Genomic DNA, 18,455 nt, shown 5'->3' with positions numbered 1-18,455 from the left:
TGCCCACTCCCCATGTATAACCGCTTACGCCTGGAACAGCACCAGATGCTCGGCCGCTACTCGAATCCCCACGTCCGTCCCCACCTGTTGATCAACATGGCTGGGGAAAATCGATTCCAGCTGAGCGCCCGTTGGCAGTTGCAACCGGTACAAGGTCGAGGCGCCCTGGAACGTCTTGCCGACGATCCGGGCTTTCAATGCGCTGTCCGGCGCGTAGACGATGTCGTCCGGGCGTAGCAATACATCCACCGCGCCACCTGTGGGCCAGGTATAGGCGCGATTGCCGCGCAGGTCTCCCAGTTCGGTGCTCACTGACTCCGGTGAGTTCAAGCGACCTCGAATGAAGTAACCCTGCCCGATAAAGCTGGCGACATAGGGCGTCTGCGGTTCGTGGTAAAGGTTGTAGGGCGTGTCCCATTGCTCCAGACGACCTTCCTTGAACACGCCGACATGGTCGCTGACCGCGAAGGCTTCTTCCTGGTCGTGGGTCACCAGGATCGCACTGGTGCCGCGTGCCTTGAGGATGTCGCGCACTTCATGGCTGAGCTTGCGGCGCAATTCGCCATCGAGGTTGGAAAAGGGTTCATCCAATAGCAACAGTTGCGGCTCTGGCGCCAGGGCGCGGGCGAGCGCGACGCGTTGTTGCTGGCCACCGGAAAGCTCATGAGGGAAGCGCTTGCCCAGATTCTTGAGGTTCACCAGTTCCAGCAGCTCGGCGACCACACGATCCTTTTGCGGATGTTTGCGAATACCAAAGACGATGTTGTCTGCCACGCTCAAATGCGGGAACAGTGCGTAGTCCTGGAACACCATGCCAATACGCCGTTTCTCCGGTGCCAGGGTGAAACCTGCACTGGAGATGACTTCGCCCGCCAGGCTGATTTCGCCTTCGTGTACCGGTTCAAAGCCGGCAATGGCTCGCAAGGTGGTGGTCTTGCCGCAACCGGACGAGCCAAGCAGGCAACCGATGTCGCCGGCATTGAGGTGCAGGTTGAGGTTCTGCACCACCCGTTGATCTTGATAGCCGCATGCCAGATTGCGCAGGTTCAGCAGTAATGGCTGGCTCATGCGTGGTGGTACGACGGTGGGACGAGAAACTCGAGCAAGGCTTTTTGCGCATGCAGGCGGTTTTCGGCCTGGTCCCAGGCGACAGAGCGTGGGTCATCGAGCAGGTCGAGGCTGATTTCCTCACCTCGGTGAGCAGGCAGGCAGTGCATGAACAGTACGTCCGGCGCTGCGGTATCGAGCAGGGCACGTGTCACCTGGAAAGGTGCGAACTGGGCCAGGCGCTTGGCCGTTTCGTCTTCCTGGCCCATAGAGGTCCAGACGTCGGTGCTGACCAGGTGTGCGCCGACCACCGCATCCTTCGGATCACGCAGCAACTGCACGCGGCCATCGGCCTTGGCCATGAACTCGGCGCTCGGCTCGTAGCCTTCAGGGCAAGCGATACGCAGGTGGAAGTCGAACTGGATCGCCGCTTCTATATAGCTGTTGCACATGTTGTTGCCGTCACCGATCCAGGCCACGGTCTTGCCCTGGATCGAACCGCGGTGTTCGAGGAAGGTTTGCATGTCGGCCAGCAACTGGCAGGGGTGCAGGTCGTCGGACAGCCCGTTGATCACCGGCACGCGCGAGTTGGCGGCAAATTCGGTCAGGGTGCTGTGGGCGAAGGTACGGATCATTACGGCATCGAGCATCCGCGACATGACAATGGCGCAATCGCTGATCGGCTCGCCACGGCCCAGTTGGGTATCACGCGGGGACAGGAAGATCGCCTGGCCACCCAGCTGGATCATGCCGGCTTCGAAAGACAGGCGTGTACGAGTCGAAGACTTCTCGAAGATCATCCCCAGTACACGGTTTTTCAAGGGCTCAAACAGTACGCCGCGGTTACGCAGGTCTTTAAGCTCAATGCCTCGACGGATCACGCTGACCAGCTCTTCGGGCGTGCAATCCATCAGGGAGAGAAAGTGCCTTGCGCTCATCATTAACTACCTTTTTGCAACAGACCGCAGATACTCAAAGCCTTGTTTATTGTGACAACGGGCGAGACCTGCGGCGAAAGCCGCACGGGGCGACGAAATAGGGGAAGGCGCGATATTGACATTAAATGTCGCGTCTTACCAATAGGGCTACGGTTTTTAAGAGTGTTCAAGCAGGGCGCTGACGCGCGTTTGAAGACGATTTCCTGACAGCAGCGGGCCATTTGTACACTGGCGCCGAGACCTTTTGCAATGCGCGGGGGCGGGCCCAGGCCAGGTTGTGTCGGTTTTAGTCGGTGCGCGGGAGGCTTCTGAAACATTTGCTCATGGTTAGCCATGCCTTTGCCTATGCCCGTCGATTCACAGCGCGAAGGTTGCTGGCGCCCTGGGCGGTCGCGGGCCATAGTTGGCCAAAGCCCTTATAAAGAGACTGGCCATGACCAAGACTCTCCATCACCGTGCCTGCCACCTGTGCGAAGCCATCTGCGGCCTGACCCTGGAAACGACTCAAGCCGAAGACGGTCGCCTGGCGATCACCTCGATCAAGGGCGACCCCCTGGACAGCTTCAGCCGCGGACACATCTGCCCCAAGGCGGTAGCGCTGCAGGATATCCAGAATGACCCGGACCGCCTCCACCAGCCCATGCTACGGGTTGGTAACGAATGGCAGCCGATCTCATGGGAAAGTGCCTTTGCGCTTGTAGCCGAACGCCTTGCGGGTATCCAGGCCCGGCATGGCCAGAACGCGGTGGCGGTTTACCAAGGCAACCCCAGCGTGCACAACTATGGGCTGATGACGCACAGCAATTATTTTCTTGGCCTTTTGAAGACGCGCAACCGGTTCTCTGCAACCTCCGTCGACCAGTTGCCCCACCATCTGACCAGTCACCTGATGTACGGCCATGGCTTGCTGCTGCCGATCCCGGACATCGACCACACCGACTTCATGCTGATTCTGGGTGGCAACCCGCTGGCGTCCAATGGCAGCATCATGACCGTGCCCGATGTGGAGAAACGCCTCAAAGCCATCCAGGCACGGGGCGGTAAAGTGGTGGTGGTCGACCCTCGACGCAGCGAGACGGCGGCGATTGCCGATCAGCATTTGTTCGTACGCCCCGGCGGTGATGCGGCGTTGTTGTTCGGGGTGCTCAACACCCTGTTTGCTGAAGGGCTGACCCGCGCCAGCCATTTGCCGGTTGAAGGCCTGGACGACGTACGCCGGGAGATCGCCAACTTTAGCGCCGAGGCCATGAGCCGCCAATGTGCAGTGCCTGCCGAGCAGATCCGTCAATTGGCGCGAGATTTTGCGGCCGCCGATAAAGCGGTGTGCTACGGACGCATGGGCGTCTCGACCCAGGCGTTCGGCACGTTGTGTCATTGGCTGGTGCAGTTGATCAACCTGGTGACCGGCAACCTGGATCGGGTGGGAGGTGCGTTGTGCACCACACCAGCGGTGGACCTGGTGGCGTCGACTGGCGGTGGGCATTTCAATCGCTGGCAGAGCCGCGTGTCCGGGCGTCCCGAGTACGGCGGGGAACTGCCGGTGTCAGCCTTGGCCGAAGAAATGCTCACCGAAGGTGAAGGGCAAATCCGTGCCCTGGTGACGGTGGCCGGCAACCCGGTCCTGTCGACGCCCAATGGCCGTCAACTGGAGCAGGCGCTGGATGGGTTGGAGTTCATGGTCAGTGTCGATCTCTACATCAACGAAACCACGCGTTATGCCGACCTGATCCTGCCGTCCACATCGGCATTGGAAAATGACCACTACGACACCACCTTCAACATGTTCGCGGTGCGCAACGTCACGCGCTTCAACCGCGCGATCCTGCCCAAACCCGCAGGCGCGCTGCACGATTGGGAAATTTTCGTCGGCTTGGCCAAAGCCTTTGCGGCGCAGACCGGCGTGTCACTCAAACCCACAATGCCGCCCGCGCAAATGATCGATTTCGGGCTGCGCGCCGGCACTTATGGTGATGCGTCTGTACATAAGCTGTCGGTGGCGATGCTGGCCGATCACCCCCACGGCGTAGACCTGGGCCCGCTCCAGCCAAACCTGGGCGCGCGGCTGAAAACCGCCGATGGCAAGGTGCAGGCGGCACCGCCGGTGATCCTGGCGGACCTGTCGCGTTTTGCCGCGCAACCGGTGCCTGCGGTGGACGAACTGCTGCTGATTGGTCGCCGTCATGTGCGCAGCAATAATTCGTGGATGCATAACTATCACCGGCTGGTGAAGGGCAAGCCGCGCCATCAACTGTTGATGCACCCCGACGATCTGGCCAGTCGGCAGTTGAGCGATGGCCAGCGAGTGCGAGTGAGTTCGCGCATCGGCATGATCGAAGTGGAAGTCGTGGCCAGCACGGACATGATGCCGGGTGTGGTCAGCCTGCCTCACGGTTGGGGTCATGATCGTCCGGGCGTGCAGATGAGCATCGCAAGCGGCCAGCCGGGTGCGAGTGCGAATGACTTGACCGACGAGCGGCAACTGGATGAGTTATCGGGTAATGCGGCGCTCAATGGGGTGCCGGTGCAAGTGGCGGCTGCGTGAGGTGCCCGAGCACTGCGCTGGGATTTTGCGTTACAATGCGCCACCGTGCCGACCTGTGAGTCGCAAAGTTCCAGCCGAGGTGTTCCATGGATATCATCGAAACGATCAAAGACCAGATTGCCAACAACACCATTCTGCTCTACATGAAGGGCGCGCCTAACGCTCCTCAGTGCGGTTTTTCCGCAAAAGCCTCCCAGGCCATCATGGCGTGTGGCGAGAAGTTCGCCTACGTGGATATCCTGCAGAATCCGGAAATTCGCGCCAACCTGCCTAAATACGCTAACTGGCCGACTTTCCCGCAACTGTGGGTAGCCGGTGAGCTGGTTGGCGGCAGCGATATCATCACTGAAATGGCAGCCGATGGTTCGCTGCAAGCGCTGATCAAAGACGCAGCGGAAAAAGCGGCAGCCAAGACTGAAGCTTGATTGACCTGCAATAAAAAGCCCCGCTTCTCTGACGAGAGCGGGGCTTTTTTGTATGTAGGGGTTATTCACCCATCTGCGATTGCAGGTAGTTCTCCAGGCTGACCTTGTCTATCAGGCCCAACTGGGTTTCCAGCCAGTCGATATGCTCTTCCTGGTCTTCCAGGATGTCTTCCAGCAGCTCACGGCTGCCGAAATCGCCTTTGGTCTCACAGTGGGCAATCGCTGCCTTGATGTCGCTGTGGCTTTTGCGCTCAAAGCCCAGGTCACTGCCGATCATTTCCTGAGTGTGCTCGCCGATGTTCAGCTTGCCCAGGTCCTGCACGTTCGGCAGACCTTCCAGGAACAGGATGCGCTTGATCAGCGCGTCGGCGTCCTTCATGGCCTTGATCGATTCTTTGTATTCACGCTTGCCGAGCTTTTCCAGGCCCCAATCGTCGTACATGCGCGCATGCAGGAAGTACTGATTGATCGCGACCAGTTCATTGGCAAGGATTTTGTTGAGTTGCTGGATGACTGAGATGTCGCCTTTCATGACTGGGGTCCTGCCCTGTAATAGCTGTGTATAAGGGGGAGTCTGAGCGGTGAAAATCCCAGTGTCAAACCTAAGTTATTGAATAATAAATGAAAATTAATCGGAATAAGAATGTTTGTGTTCCGCGTCTTGGCGCTAACTAATTGAATTACAGGCATAAAAAAACCGGACACAAGGTCCGGCTCTTTAAAACATGCCTATCAGGCGTGTGTAAATTCTGTCGAGTAGGGGATCGCGGCCTGGGCTGTTTGCAGCTGCGTCAGGGTTTCCCGTACCACTTGCTTGGCGAGGCAGGCGCATTTGCCGCACTGGCTGGCAACGCCCGTGGTTTCACGCACTTCTTTGTAGCTGCAGCAACCTTCGTAGATCGCTTCGCGGATTTGTCCGTCGGTGACGCCAGTGCAGAGGCAGACATACATAAGTGAGAACCGTCGCGGGTTTATGGCTTAAGTGCGATGGATCTTAATGTTAACGAGAATGATTGTCAAAATAGTTTCAGCAGCAATCCGAGAGGAATTGCCCGTGCGCTGACGAACGGTTTTTTCGGTGTATGATGGTCGGTCTTCACGAAGCGTGATTGCGTCATATTTCTGTCTGCTTCCACAGGCAGACTCGACCGGTCCTTTTACTTCAATCGTCACCCCCTATATCAGGAGATATCCAATGAGCGTACTCGTCGGTAAACAAGCCCCGGATTTTGACGTTCCAGCCGTCCTCGGCAATGGCGAAATCGTAGACAGCTTCAAACTGTCTGAAGCCATCAAAGGCAAATACGGCCTGGTATTCTTCTACCCGCTGGACTTCACTTTCGTCTGCCCTTCGGAGCTGATCGCCCTGGACCACCGCATGGACGATTTCAAGGCGCGCAACGTAGAAGTGGTTGCCGTGTCCATCGACTCCCATTTCACCCACAACGCCTGGCGCAACACCGCCATCAACGACGGCGGCATCGGCAAAGTCAAATACACCATGGCTGCCGACATGAAGCACGACATCGCCAAGGCCTACGACGTTGAGTCTGAAGGCGGCGTCGCTTTCCGTGGCGCGTTCCTGATCGACGACAAGGGCGTCGTGCGTTCGCAGATCATCAACGACCTGCCGCTGGGCCGTAACATGGAAGAGCTGATCCGCCTGGTTGACGCCCTGCAATTCCACGAAGAGCACGGTGAAGTCTGCCCTGCCAACTGGAAAAAAGGCGACAAAGGCATGAACGCTTCGCCAGAAGGCGTTGCCGCTTACCTGACCGAGAACGCCGGCAAGCTGTAAGCCTGCGTCGAGGTACAAAAAAACCGGCCTGAAAAGGCCGGTTTTTTTATGGGAGGGGCGGTGCAGGCTCAGTCGTTGAAGTCTTCCCAGCCACCCATCTGTTTCCAGCGGTTGACGATGCCACAGAACAGGTCGGCGGTCTTTTCGGTGTCGTAGCGCGCCGAGTGGGCTTCACGACCATCAAAGTCGATACCCGCTGCCTGGCAGGCTTTGGCCAGTACGGTCTGGCCATACGCCAGGCCTGCAAGGGTGGCAGTGTCGAAGCTTGAGAACGGGTGAAACGGGTTGCGCTTCATGTCCAGGCGCGCCACGGCGGCATTCAGGAAGCCCAAGTCGAAGCTGCTGTTATGGCCGACCAGGATCGCGCGTTTGCAGCCATTGGCCTTCAGCGCCTTGCGCACGCCACGGAAGATATCGGTCAGTGCTGCTTCTTCACTGACGGCCATGCGCAGCGGGTGGTCGAGCTTGATCCCGGTGAACTCCAGGGCCGCGGCTTCGATATTGGCGCCTTCGAACGGCTCGACACGGAAGAAGTGGGTGTGTTCCGGGAACACGAAACCCTGTTCGTCCATGCCGATGGTGGTTGCGGCGATTTCCAGCAGGGCGTCGGTGGCGCAGTTGAAGCCACCGGTTTCTACGTCGATGACAACCGGCAGATAACCGCGAAAACGCTCGGCCATCGGGTGGCGCGAGCCGCCGCCACTGTGCTCTTGTTCGTCATCGTAATGGTCTTCACTCACTTGCTTTCCTCCAGCAGGCGCCAGCGCAGTGTTTCACCGGCGCGCAGCGGGATAACGGTCAGCTCGCCAAACGGCAGGCTGGCGGGGGCGGTCCAATCTTCACGGACCAGGGTAATGCGGTCGGTATTCGTCGGCAGGCCGTAGAAACGCGGACCATTGAGGCTGGCAAAACCTTCGAGTTTGTCCAGGGCATTGCGCTGTTCGAATGCTTCGGCATACAGCTCGATGGCGGCAAACGCCGTGTAGCATCCGGCACAACCGCATGCGGCTTCCTTGGCGTGCTGGGCGTGGGGCGCCGAGTCGGTGCCCAGGAAGAACTTCGGGCTGCCGCTGGTGGCGGCATCCAGCAGTGCCACCTGGTGAGTGTTGCGCTTGAGGATCGGCAGGCAATAGAAGTGCGGCCGAATTCCGCCCACCAACATGTGGTTGCGGTTGTAGAGCAGGTGGTGAGCGGTGATGGTCGCGCCAACGTTAGCCGAAGCTTCGGTGACGAACTGCACGGCATCGGCGGTGGTGATGTGCTCGAACACTACCTTTAAAGTCGGGAACAACTCGACCACACGACGCATGTGTTCGTCGATAAAGATTTTCTCGCGATCGAACACGTCCACATCGCCACGGGTCACTTCCCCATGGATCAGCAACGGCATACCAACTTCGGCCATGGCTTCGATCGCCGGCAGGATCTTGTCGATACTGGTCACGCCGGAATCAGAGTTGGTGGTCGCGCCGGCCGGATAGAGCTTGGCAGCGTGGACGAAGCCGCTAGCCTTAGCCTGGCGAATCTCTTCAGGCTGGGTGCGGTCGGTCAGGTAGAGCACCATCAACGGTTCAAAGCGGCTGCCGGCCGGTCGTGCAGCGAGAATACGCTGCCGATAGGCGTCGGCTTCTGCGGCATTGCGCACCGGAGGTACCAGGTTAGGCATGATGATGGCACGGCCAAACGTGCGCGCCACATCGGCCACGGTTTGGGGTAACGCAGCACCATCGCGAAGATGAATATGCCAGTCGTCGGGACGCAGCAGGGTCAGGCGGTCGGACATTGGGGATTCCAGGCGGGTCAATCTGGTGGGAATGCTACCGGAAAAGACTCTTGCAGGCACTCGCTATCAAGTTTTGCCGGATGCGACCGATATCCCCGGGTATGCCTTAACGATGTATGACGCTTTGAAGTGTTGTAGAAACCAGTGGAGCCTCCCGTGCGCCAGCATTATCTAGCCCTGCTCAGTGTGTTCGCCAGCCTGCCCGCTATGGCCCTCACGTTCCAGACCCGTCTGGAGAATATTGAGTGGAAGGTAGAGGGCGACCAGTTCGAGTGCCGCCTGACGCAGCCGATCACCGACTTTGGTTCCGGGGAGTTCGTGCGCCGGGCCGGCGAGCAGGCGACGTTTCGCCTGAAAGCCTATAACGGTGCGTTTGGCGCAGGCTCGGCAACCTTGTTGGCCGCCGCTGCGCCCTGGCAGCCGGGCCGAGGCGATATCAACCTCGGGGCGGTACGTGTCGGCAGTGGCGACGTACTGTTCAATAGCTCCCAGGCCCAGGCCGGGCGCCTGTTCACTGGATTGCTTGAGGGGCGCAGCCCGACCGTACGGCATTACGCGCGCGAGGGCGGGTACTCGGAGGTGCGTCTGCTGCCGGTGAGGTTCAGCAAGGCTTACAGCGACTATCAGTCGTGCACTGCCAAGCTGTTGCCCATGAATTACGATCAGGTCAAGCAGACTGAAGTCGGATTCCCCGGTGGCGGCATTGAGCTGGACGCTGCCGCCAGGAAGAAGCTGTCTGTGATTCTTGCGTTCATGAAGGCCGACCCTACCGTCAATCATGTCGAGTTGAACGGCCACTCGGATAACAGTGGCAATCGCCTGACCAATCGCGACGTCTCGCGCCGCCGCGCCCTGGCGGTGATGGATTACTTCAAGGCCAATGGCATTCAGGAATCGCAGATCACCCTGCGTTTCCACGGCGAGAGCTACCCTCTGGCACCCAACACCAGTGCCGCCAACCGCGCCCGCAACCGCCGTGTGAATATCCAGCTTGAGCGGGTCGCTGCCCCCGAGAAACCGGCATCCCAAGCCACGGTACCGAGCAACCCGGCGGCTACCTCGTAGGTGCGACCATCGGTCGCCCACTCGACATAATCTGTCGCTTTATCTTCATTTGCTGTCGCGCCCCTGTAATTTCGCGGTTTTGATCGGTAGAATCGTTGCCTTTCCGTACAACCCCGTGGAGTGATGGCATGGCCGACGTAAACAAGGTCGTTCTCGCGTATTCCGGCGGCCTGGACACTTCGGTGATCCTCAAGTGGCTGCAGGATACTTATAACTGTGAGGTGGTGACCTTCACCGCTGACCTGGGTCAGGGCGAAGAGGTCGAACCTGCACGTGCCAAGGCGCAAGCCATGGGCGTGAAAGAGATCTACATTGACGACCTGCGCGAAGAGTTCGTCCGCGATTTCGTATTCCCGATGTTTCGCGCCAACACTGTCTACGAAGGTGAGTACCTGCTGGGTACCTCCATCGCACGTCCGCTGATCGCCAAACGTCTGATCGAGATCGCCAACGAAACCGGCGCTGATGCCATTTCCCACGGCGCCACTGGCAAGGGCAACGACCAGGTGCGTTTCGAACTGGGTGCCTATGCACTCAAGCCAGGGGTAAAAGTGATCGCCCCTTGGCGTGAATGGGACCTGCTCTCCCGTGAAAAGCTGATGGATTACGCTGAAAAGCACGCGATCCCGATCGAGCGTCATGGCAAGAAGAAGTCGCCGTACTCGATGGACGCCAACCTGCTGCACATCTCCTATGAGGGCGGCGTGCTGGAAGACACCTGGACCGAGCACGAAGAAGACATGTGGAAATGGACCGTCTCCCCGGAGAACGCTCCAGACAAGCCACAGTATCTGGAACTGACTTACCGCAACGGCGACATCGTCGCGTTGGACGGCGTTGAAATGTCTCCGGCCACCGTGCTGGCGACCCTCAACCGTATCGGTGGCCAGCATGGTATCGGCCGTCTCGACATCGTCGAGAACCGCTATGTGGGCATGAAGTCCCGCGGCTGCTATGAAACCCCGGGCGGCACCATCATGCTGCGTGCTCACCGTGCCATCGAATCCATCACCCTGGACCGTGAAGTCGCCCACCTTAAAGACGAGCTGATGCCCAAGTACGCCAGCCTGATCTACACCGGTTACTGGTGGAGCCCTGAGCGTCTGATGCTGCAACAGATGATCGACGCCTCCCAGGCCCACGTGAACGGCGTTGTGCGCCTGAAACTCTACAAGGGCAACGTGATCGTCACGGGTCGTAAATCCGATGAGTCGCTGTTCGACTCCAACATTGCGACGTTTGAAGAAGACGGTGGCGCCTATAACCAGGCGGATGCGGCGGGCTTCATCAAGCTGAACGCCCTGCGTATGCGGATTGCTGCCAACAAGGGGCGCTCGTTGTTCTGAGTGTTGCCTCGGTTGTGAAAAATGGCCCCTTATCCAAGGGGCCATTTTTTTTGCTTGTTTATTATTGGATGAACATAAATAGGGCAATGATGTTTATCAGTGTTTAGCGGGTGCTTGAGTGTGTTTTTTCTGAAACTTTACTGGTTGTTTTACTTTTTTGCGTTTTGTTTTTAACGCTGAATGATTTTTTACATCTGCTGAGGAACTATGTCTGACAGAAAAATCACTCATGTAACTGCAATAGCGAGGTTATTCGTTGAATCTTCTGTAGGAATTATGGAAATCTATAAATATGTTAAATGGAACTAATACAGACGGGCTTTCCTTGTCGTTCTGCGTGCAGCCAGGCTCCAGGCAAGGGGTATTTCCTGAAAGTCTTGTGCGGTGCGTTTACCTTCATAGGCTTATGCCAAGGACATTTCACTCAAAATATGTGCGCGTCGAGAAAAGTCTGAAAGCATCCATAAAGCCCTATACATCTAAGTTTGCGATTTTTTGTAGGCTAATTCCTATCTTCCTGTGGGTTGGGTCTCTCCCTGCCGTTGCTCGGGGTGGAATGCTATGCCAACTAGTAATCGACTAGGCTATTGTGTTTGCTCTAAATAATTCGAACAGCGAAATTGGACTTTCTCATGAATAAAGTGCTGATCGTGGATGATCATCCCGTCATTCGTCTTGCTGTGCGCATGCTAATGGAGCGTCATGGTTATGAGGTCGTTGCCGAGACCGATAACGGTGTCGATGCGTTGCAACTTGCACGGGAACACATGCCGGATATTGTGATACTGGATATCGGAATCCCCAAGCTCGACGGCCTGGAGGTGATTTGCCGGTTGGCTTCAACCAAGCAAGCCATATCGTTCAAGGTGCTGGTGCTGACGTCCCAGGCCCCTGGCCATTTTTCCATGCGCTGCATGCAGGCAGGGGCGGCCGGCTATGTCTGCAAGCAGCAGGATCTTACCGAGTTGTTGAGCGCCATCAAGGCGGTGCTCTCCGGCTACAGCTACTTCCCGAACCAGGCGCTCAATTCAGTGCGTTCAACCATGGGCAACGCCAGCGAAGCTGAAATGGTTGAACGCTTGTCGGGGCGAGAGATGATGGTGCTGCAGCAACTGGCACGTGGCAAAACCAACAAGGAGATTGCCGACGGCATGTTCCTCAGTAACAAAACCGTCAGTACCTACAAGACTCGCCTGCTACTCAAGCTCAATGCCCGCTCCCTTGTGGACCTGATCGAGTTGGCCCAGCGCAACGGCTTGGTGTAGGAGGACGTTGCACCGCTCAAAACCCGTGTATCCGGCAGAAAAAAGCCTCCGTCAGGGAGGCTTCCGGTCGTTCACGCATCGATCACAGATCGAAGTCGTAATCGGCCAGCTGTTTTTGCAAGCGTCGCTCTTCCAGAAGATTGTCGATAGTGCGACGTTTGCTCAAATTGGTCTTGGCTACCTCTACAGGTGTCTCTACCGCGTCCTCATCCGACTCAGCGAGGTCGTCTTCCACTTCCAGTTGTTCTTTGCCAGCGCTCATAAGATTAACTCCGGGCTAAGACTGCCATTGGGGCTCCTTATAGCGATAATCTGCGAACGGGTAAAAAAGATTTTTTCAATCGACTGATCAAAAAAATCAATGGTCGCTCAATCGTCGGACGTCTTGTCCTTGTATTCACACAGATCTTCGATGCGACAGCTGCCGCAGCGGGGCTTGCGAGCCTGGCAAACGTAGCGCCCATGCAGGATCAGCCAATGATGGGAGTCGAGCAAATACGGCTTGGGCACGAACTTCATCAGTTGCTTTTCCACCTCGACCACATTTTTGCCCCGCGCAATGCCGGTTCGGTTACTGACCCGGAAGATGTGCGTATCCACAGCCATGGTCAACTGCCGGAATGCGGTATTGAGTACCACGTTGGCCGTTTTGCGGCCCACCCCTGGCAAGGCTTCCAGGGCTTCGCGCGTTTTCGGGACTTCACCACCATGCAGCTCTACCAGCAGGCGGCACGTTTCGATCACATTCTTGGCCTTGCTGTTATACAGGCCGATGGTCTTGATGTACTCGGACAAACCTTCCACACCCAGGGCGTAAATCGCGGCCGGGGTATTGGCCACGGGATACAGCTTCGCCGTGGCCTTGTTGACACCGACGTCCGTGGATTGGGCTGACAGGATCACCGCAATCAGTAATTCGAAAGGGGAGGAGTAGGCCAGTTCGGTTTTCGGTTCCGGATTGTCTTCATGAAACCTGCGGAAGATTTCCAGGCGTTTTGCGGCATTCATAGGGGCGGACGTTTCCTTGCTGGCGATCGACGTGATGTTAGCAATGCAAAGCGCAGGTTCAGGCGTCGGTGTTGGCCTCGGCATCCTGCAGCGTCTGCTCGGCGGCGTTCAACGCAGCGCTCAAGGCTGCCAGTTGCTGCTCGCCAGCCTGCTCGGCCTGGGCCTTTTTCAACTCGGCTCGGCGCATGGCCAGTTGGATTTTTGCACGCTTGAGGTCGGCGCTCTTGGGGGGCGTTGTCGGCGGCGCACTGTTGGCCTCCAGCGCGGCAAGCGCCTGTTCGCAAGCCTCGAACTGCCGTTGCAGCATAATCAATTGCGACTGTTGCTCAAAGGTCGGGGGATGCCCAAACGCCTTCAACGATTTGTGCAATTGAGCGCGACTCATGGTGACGCTGATTTTGGCCTGCTTGATCGCGGCGTCCTGAGCGGCCTGATGATTATTGACCTGTGTCGTTTCCACCGCAGCTGCGCGTTTGGCCCGTGTCAGGCGTTCGGCGAGCTTGCAGGCTTCCTCACGTTGCAGGCGGGCGTTGCGTTGTTCGAAACGCCGTCGCGCCCGATCACGTTTGAGGTCGCGTTCACGCCGCTCGTCATCGGTGCCTGCCAAGCCGCCCACGATAGGCAGTACGTCAGCGAGCGCACGCATCTCGATACAGTCGACGGGGCAGGGGGCGACACAGAGGTCGCAACCGGTGCACTCGTCGGTAATCACGGTGTGCATCAGCTTGGCGGCGCCCACAATGGCGTCCACCGGGCAAGCCTGGATGCATTTGGTACAACCGATGCATTCGGCCTCACGGATATAGGCAATCTGCGCGGGCGCTTCCCCGCGGCTGGTGTCCAGGTCCAGCACTGGCAGGTGCAGCAGTTGCGCAAGCCCGGCGATAGTTTCCTGCCCACCGGGCGGGCACTTGTTGATGGCCTCGCCCCTGGCGATGCCTTCTGCATAAGGCTTGCAACCCGGGTGCCCGCACTTGCCGCATTGAGTCTGCGGCAGCAGCGCGTCGATACGTTGAATGAGGTTCATGCTGTGATCATAGCGTTGACGCCCGGCCCAGGGAGGTGGGCAAGCTGAAAAGCCCCGCCGTGGCAACAGCGGGGCATTTTGCAGGAATTACTTGATGCGTTGGCCCGGCTTGGCGCCGCTGTCGGGGCTCAGCAGGTAGATTTCTTCGCCGCCAGGGCCCGCCGCCATCACCATGCCTTCGGAAATGCCAAACTTCATTTTCCGTGGCTTGAGGTTGGCGATCATCATGGTCAGGCGCCCATCGAGCTTGGACGGGTCCGGGTAAGCGCTCTTGATCCCGGAGAACACGTTGCGCTGTTCGTCACCGATATCCAATGTCAGGCGCAGCAACTTGTCGGCGCCCTCCACGGCTTCGGCCTTGATAATCAGTGCTACGCGCAGGTCCACGGCGGCAAAGGCGTCGAAATCGATTTCCGGAGAAATCGGGTCCTTGGCCAGTTCGCCATTGCCCGCAGGCGCAGATTGGCCGGTATCGGTCTGGCTGGCGACCAGGTCTTCCTTCGAAGCATCGGTCATGGCCTGGACTTTCACCGGGTCAATGCGGGTCATCAAGGGCTTGAACGCGTTCAACTGATGATTACCGAGCAAGGTGGCGTGATCGTTCCAGGTCAGCGGCGCCACATTCAGGAACGCCTCGGCATCGGCGGCCAGCAATGGCAGCACCGGCTTGAGGAAGATCACCAACTGGCGGAACAGATTGACGCCGGTGGCGCAGATAGCCTGAACCTCAGCTTCCTTGCCTTCCTGCTTGTTCAGCGACCACGGGGCCTTGTCGGCGATCCAGGCGTTGGCACGGTCGGCCAGGCCCATGATTTCGCGCATGGCGCGGGCGAAGTCGCGGGCCTCATAGGCGTCGGCGATGCTTGGTGCGGCGGCCAGGAAGGCGTCGGTCAGTTCCGGTGCGGCGTTCTCGGCTACCAGTACACCGGCGTTGCCCTTGTGGATAAACCCGGCGCAACGGCTGGCGATGTTGACGACTTTACCCACCAGATCCGAGTTGACCTTCTGTACGAAGTCTTCCAGGTTCAGGTCCAGGTCGTCGACACCCCGGCCCAGCTTGGATGCGTAGTAGTAGCGCAGGTATTCAGGCGACAGGTGGTCCAGGTAGGTGCGCGCCTTGATAAAGGTGCCACGGGACTTGGACATTTTCTGCCCGTTCACCGTCAGGTAGCCGTGCACGGCAATGCCGGTCGGCTTGCGGTAGCCCGAGCCTTCAAGCATCGCCGGCCAGAACAGCGCGTGGAAGTTGACGATGTCCTTGCCGATGAAGTGGTACAGCTCGGCAGTGGAGTCCTTGCCCCAGAACGCGTCGAAGTCCAGCTCCGGGGTGCGGTCGCACAGGTTCTTGAAGCTGGCCATGTAGCCGATCGGCGCGTCCAGCCATACATAGAAGTACTTGCCCGGCTCGCCCGGGATCTCGAAGCCGAAGTATGGCGCGTCGCGGGAGATGTCCCACTGCTGCAGGCCACTGTCGAGCCATTCGGAGAGTTTGTTGGCCACGGCGTCCTGCAAGGTACCGCTGCGCGTCCAGGTTTGCAGCATTTGCTGGAAATCCGGGAGCTTGAAGAAGAAGTGCTGCGAGTCCTTGAGCACCGGAGTGGCACCGGAGATCGCCGACTTGGGATCCTTCAGGTCGGTCGGTGCGTAGGTCGCGCCGCATTTTTCGCAGTTGTCGCCGTACTGGTCTTCGGTGCCGCATTTGGGGCAGGTGCCCTTGATGAAGCGGTCGGCCAGGAACATCTTCTTTTCCGGGTCGAAATACTGGGTCACCGAACGTTGGTCGATGTGCCCGGCTTCCTTCAACCGCAGGTAGATCTGGCTCGACAACTCGCGGTTTTCGTCGGAGTGGGTCGAATGGAAGTTGTCGAAGTCCACCAGGAACTCGGCAAAGTCGGCGCTGTGTTCAGCCTGCACGTTGGCGATCAGTTGTTCCGGGGTGATACCTTCCTTTTCGGCGCGCAACATGATGGCCGAACCGTGGGCGTCGTCCGCGCAGACATAAATGCATTGATTGCCGCGATGCTTCTGGAAGCGCACCCACATATCGGTCTGGATGTACTCAAGCATATGGCCAAGATGGATGGAACCATTGGCATAGGGCAGGGCGCTGGTGACGAGGATCTTGCGTGGCTCGGACATGGGGCTCGGCTACTTGATGAAACGGAGGTCGGCCACTATAAAGCGCCGGGAAATTTATTTCACCCCGTGACGCTGTTTCAGAATCTTCCGGAACCTCGAAAGCGTGCCGTTCAACCGCCGGAACGGTTAGGATAGCCGCCTGTTTCAGTCAGTCTTTTTTCGGGAGTAGCCCATGAGCGCCGTCAATCGCGCAGCGGTGGAAGCCGTTCTTCGCCAGTACACCGACCCTTATTTGAACCAGGACCCGGTCAGTGCCGGTTGTGTGCGCAGCATCGAGGTCCAGGGCGACCAGGTGTCGGTACAGATGCAACTGGGCTATGCCGCAGGCTTGTTCAAACGCGGCTGGGCGCAGATGCTCCAAATGGCCATTGAGGGCATCGACGGCGTGGGTTCGGCCAAGGTCGATATCCAATGCGTGATCGCCCCGCACAAGGCCCAGGCGCAGATCCCGGGCCTGGCCAACGTCAAGAACGTGGTGGCGGTGGCCTCCGGCAAGGGTGGCGTGGGCAAATCCACCACCGCGGCCAACCTGGCCCTGGCCCTGGCCCGCGAAGGCGCGCGGGTGGGGATTCTCGACGCCGATATCTACGGCCCAAGCCAAGGCGTGATGTTCGGCATCGCCGAAGGCACGCGGCCGAAGGTCAAGGATCAGAAATGGTTTGTACCCATCGAGTCGCTCGGTGTGGAAGTGATGTCCATGGCCTTTCTTACCGATGACAACACGCCGATGGTCTGGCGCGGGCCGATGGTTTCCGGGGCGTTGCTGCAATTGGTCACACAGACCGCCTGGGGCGACCTCGATTACCTGGTGATCGACATGCCGCCAGGCACCGGCGACATCCAGCTGACCCTGGCGCAAAAAGTGCCGGTGGCCGGTGCGGTGATCGTCACCACGCCTCAGGACCTCGCGCTGCTGGACGCCAGGAAAGGCGTCGAGATGTTCCGCAAAGTCAATATCCCGGTGCTCGGCGTCGTGGAAAATATGGCGGTGCACATCTGCTCCAACTGTGGTCACGCCGAGCATCTGTTCGGTGAAGGTGGGGGCGAAAAGCTCGCGACCCAATACGGTGTCGAGCTGCTCGCTTCGTTGCCGCTGGCGATGGGCATTCGTGAACAGGCAGATGGTGGCAAACCAACCGTGGCGTCCGAACCGGACGGGCAGGTCGCGATGATCTACCAGGAACTGGCCCGGCATGTCGGCGCGAGAATTGTCTTGCAGGAAGCTGCTGCGCCGGCGATGCCGACCATTACTGTCAGTGACGACTGATGCCTTTCAACAGTAAGCGGTGGGGGAAATGAGGCTTATTGCCCTTTTCCGCAATTGTGCGTGTAAGCATTTGCTTACCTTTGCGTAAGCGATCGGTTTTTTTATCATGCATGGACGTCTCGATTTTTTTGAGACTTTTTTCATCTCATTGAAAAACAAGACTTATTTATCTGTGTTTAGGTGTCAGAGCGTGCCAGTCGATCGAACCGGGTCGCGTTGAACTTATCTTCGAACCCTCTAACATCAGCCCTGTGTCCACGGATTGACACAGCCATCAAGGAACGATGGTTTGAAGGAACGTCGCAGGATGCGATTCATCAGGATGATGAAAAGGAATACAGGGACTAGGGAAAAAATGTGGGCGGGTCATACCGCCCCTTTTTTCGCCTGTAGAAAAGTAAAAACGCTCCCATCAGAAACGCAAAAAGGCCCGCAAGGGGCCTTTTGGGGGCGGCGACGCTATCAGCGTTCGAGGTCTGCAATCTTACCTTTTTTGCCATCCCACTCCGCTGCATCGGGCATCGGGTCTTTGCGCTCGGTGATATTCGGCCAGATTTCCGCCAACTCGACGTTCAGCTGAATAAACTCCTGCATCTCCGCAGGCACTTCGTCCTCGGAGAAAATCGCGACGGCCGGGCATTCTGGTTCACACAGGGCGCAGTCGATGCACTCATCCGGGTGAATAACCAGGAAGTTCGGGCCTTCGTAGAAGCAGTCCACCGGACACACTTCTACGCAGTCGGTGTACTTGCACTTGATGCAGTTGTCGGTGACGACGAAGGTCATTTCTAATTTTCTCCTCAGG

18 protein-coding genes are annotated in these 18,455 nt (G+C 58.2%); 7 read left to right on the top strand and 11 right to left on the bottom strand.

Annotated elements, in window-relative coordinates:
• Nucleotides 1-24 precede the first annotated feature (24 nt).
• Both E4O98_RS05900 and argF read right to left on the bottom strand, forming a co-directional pair.
• The gene (locus E4O98_RS05900) at nt 25-1,068 is read right to left on the bottom strand and encodes an ABC transporter ATP-binding protein (protein ID WP_078820412.1); all 1,044 of its coding nucleotides are present in this window, start codon (nt 1,066-1,068) and stop codon (nt 25-27) included.
• Entirely contained in the window at nt 1,065-1,985 is a 921-nt protein-coding gene (gene argF, locus E4O98_RS05895) for an ornithine carbamoyltransferase (protein ID WP_057701405.1), read from the bottom strand. Before argF ends, E4O98_RS05900 begins: the two co-directional genes overlap by 4 nt.
• A 433-nt stretch (nt 1,986-2,418) precedes the next feature.
• Here argF and E4O98_RS05890 point away from each other — a divergent pair, with 433 nt between their 5' ends.
• Nucleotides 2,419-4,527 (top strand): molybdopterin oxidoreductase family protein, encoded by a 2,109-nt coding sequence (locus tag E4O98_RS05890; protein WP_032877531.1) that lies wholly within the window; start codon nt 2,419-2,421, stop codon nt 4,525-4,527.
• Between the two features lie 86 nt (nt 4,528-4,613).
• Nucleotides 4,614-4,952: a Grx4 family monothiol glutaredoxin gene (gene grxD, locus E4O98_RS05885; protein WP_005785264.1), complete on the top strand. Its 339-nt coding sequence runs from the start codon at nt 4,614-4,616 to the stop codon at nt 4,950-4,952.
• Between the two features lie 61 nt (nt 4,953-5,013).
• Here grxD and bfr read toward each other — a convergent pair whose 3' ends face one another.
• Nucleotides 5,014-5,484, bottom strand: a complete 471-nt coding sequence (bfr, locus tag E4O98_RS05880; RefSeq protein ID WP_005785266.1) for a bacterioferritin — start codon at nt 5,482-5,484, stop codon at nt 5,014-5,016.
• 200 nt (nt 5,485-5,684) lie between these two features.
• On the bottom strand, nt 5,685-5,903 hold the full coding sequence (locus E4O98_RS05875) for a bacterioferritin-associated ferredoxin (protein WP_005785268.1): 219 nt from the start codon (nt 5,901-5,903) through the stop codon (nt 5,685-5,687).
• 244 nt (nt 5,904-6,147) lie between these two features.
• Here E4O98_RS05875 and E4O98_RS05870 point away from each other — a divergent pair, with 244 nt between their 5' ends.
• Nucleotides 6,148-6,750, top strand: coding sequence for a peroxiredoxin (locus E4O98_RS05870; RefSeq protein WP_003172097.1), 603 nt, complete (start codon nt 6,148-6,150; stop codon nt 6,748-6,750).
• Between the two features lie 68 nt (nt 6,751-6,818).
• Here E4O98_RS05870 and rnt read toward each other — a convergent pair whose 3' ends face one another.
• Entirely contained in the window at nt 6,819-7,490 is a 672-nt protein-coding gene (rnt, locus tag E4O98_RS05865) for a ribonuclease T (protein WP_005785271.1), read from the bottom strand.
• Entirely contained in the window at nt 7,487-8,533 is a 1,047-nt protein-coding gene (gene pyrC / locus E4O98_RS05860; protein WP_223017644.1) for a dihydroorotase, read from the bottom strand. The genes rnt and pyrC overlap by 4 nt, the downstream gene beginning before the upstream one ends.
• Nucleotides 8,534-8,689: 156 nt before the next feature.
• On the opposite strand from pyrC, the gene E4O98_RS05855 reads away from it, so the two are divergent.
• From E4O98_RS05855 to E4O98_RS05845, 3 genes are all read left to right on the top strand, one after another.
• Entirely contained in the window at nt 8,690-9,598 is a 909-nt protein-coding gene (locus E4O98_RS05855; RefSeq protein WP_032877528.1) for an OmpA family protein, read from the top strand.
• A 128-nt stretch (nt 9,599-9,726) separates the two neighbouring features.
• Nucleotides 9,727-10,944, top strand: a complete 1,218-nt coding sequence (locus tag E4O98_RS05850) for an argininosuccinate synthase (protein WP_005785276.1) — start codon at nt 9,727-9,729, stop codon at nt 10,942-10,944.
• A gap of 632 nt (nt 10,945-11,576) precedes the next feature.
• On the top strand, nt 11,577-12,209 hold the full coding sequence (locus E4O98_RS05845) for a response regulator transcription factor (RefSeq protein WP_005785278.1): 633 nt from the start codon (nt 11,577-11,579) through the stop codon (nt 12,207-12,209).
• 82 nt (nt 12,210-12,291) lie between these two features.
• Here E4O98_RS05845 and E4O98_RS05840 read toward each other — a convergent pair whose 3' ends face one another.
• The 4 genes from E4O98_RS05840 to metG all read right to left on the bottom strand — a co-directional run bounded on the left by E4O98_RS05840 (nt 12,292) and on the right by metG (nt 16,383).
• The gene (locus tag E4O98_RS05840; RefSeq protein ID WP_005785279.1) at nt 12,292-12,471 is read right to left on the bottom strand and encodes a hypothetical protein; all 180 of its coding nucleotides are present in this window, start codon (nt 12,469-12,471) and stop codon (nt 12,292-12,294) included.
• Between the two features lie 107 nt (nt 12,472-12,578).
• A complete protein-coding gene (gene nth, locus E4O98_RS05835) occupies nt 12,579-13,217 on the bottom strand; it encodes an endonuclease III (RefSeq protein ID WP_032877527.1) in 639 nt (212 codons plus the stop codon).
• 58 nt (nt 13,218-13,275) lie between these two features.
• Nucleotides 13,276-14,244: an electron transport complex subunit RsxB gene (rsxB, locus tag E4O98_RS05830; protein WP_032877526.1), complete on the bottom strand. Its 969-nt coding sequence runs from the start codon at nt 14,242-14,244 to the stop codon at nt 13,276-13,278.
• An 87-nt stretch (nt 14,245-14,331) separates the two neighbouring features.
• Entirely contained in the window at nt 14,332-16,383 is a 2,052-nt protein-coding gene (gene metG / locus E4O98_RS05825; RefSeq protein WP_078820415.1) for a methionine--tRNA ligase, read from the bottom strand.
• Between the two features lie 172 nt (nt 16,384-16,555).
• Here metG and apbC point away from each other — a divergent pair, with 172 nt between their 5' ends.
• Complete coding sequence (apbC, locus tag E4O98_RS05820) at nt 16,556-17,650, top strand: iron-sulfur cluster carrier protein ApbC (RefSeq protein ID WP_032877523.1); 1,095 nt, start codon at nt 16,556-16,558, stop codon at nt 17,648-17,650.
• Between the two features lie 462 nt (nt 17,651-18,112).
• Here the strand turns inward: apbC and fdxA are convergent, their stop codons facing one another.
• On the bottom strand, nt 18,113-18,436 hold the full coding sequence (fdxA, locus tag E4O98_RS05815; protein WP_003208688.1) for a ferredoxin FdxA: 324 nt from the start codon (nt 18,434-18,436) through the stop codon (nt 18,113-18,115).
• Nucleotides 18,437-18,455: the final 19 nt, after the last annotated feature.

This window comes from Pseudomonas sp. W2Jun17, from assembly GCF_023127795.1.
Taxonomy (GTDB): domain Bacteria; phylum Pseudomonadota; class Gammaproteobacteria; order Pseudomonadales; family Pseudomonadaceae; genus Aquipseudomonas; species Aquipseudomonas synxantha_A.
The sequence above is the reverse complement of the archived record's forward strand: the minus strand, read 5'-3'. Positions and strand labels throughout refer to the sequence as shown.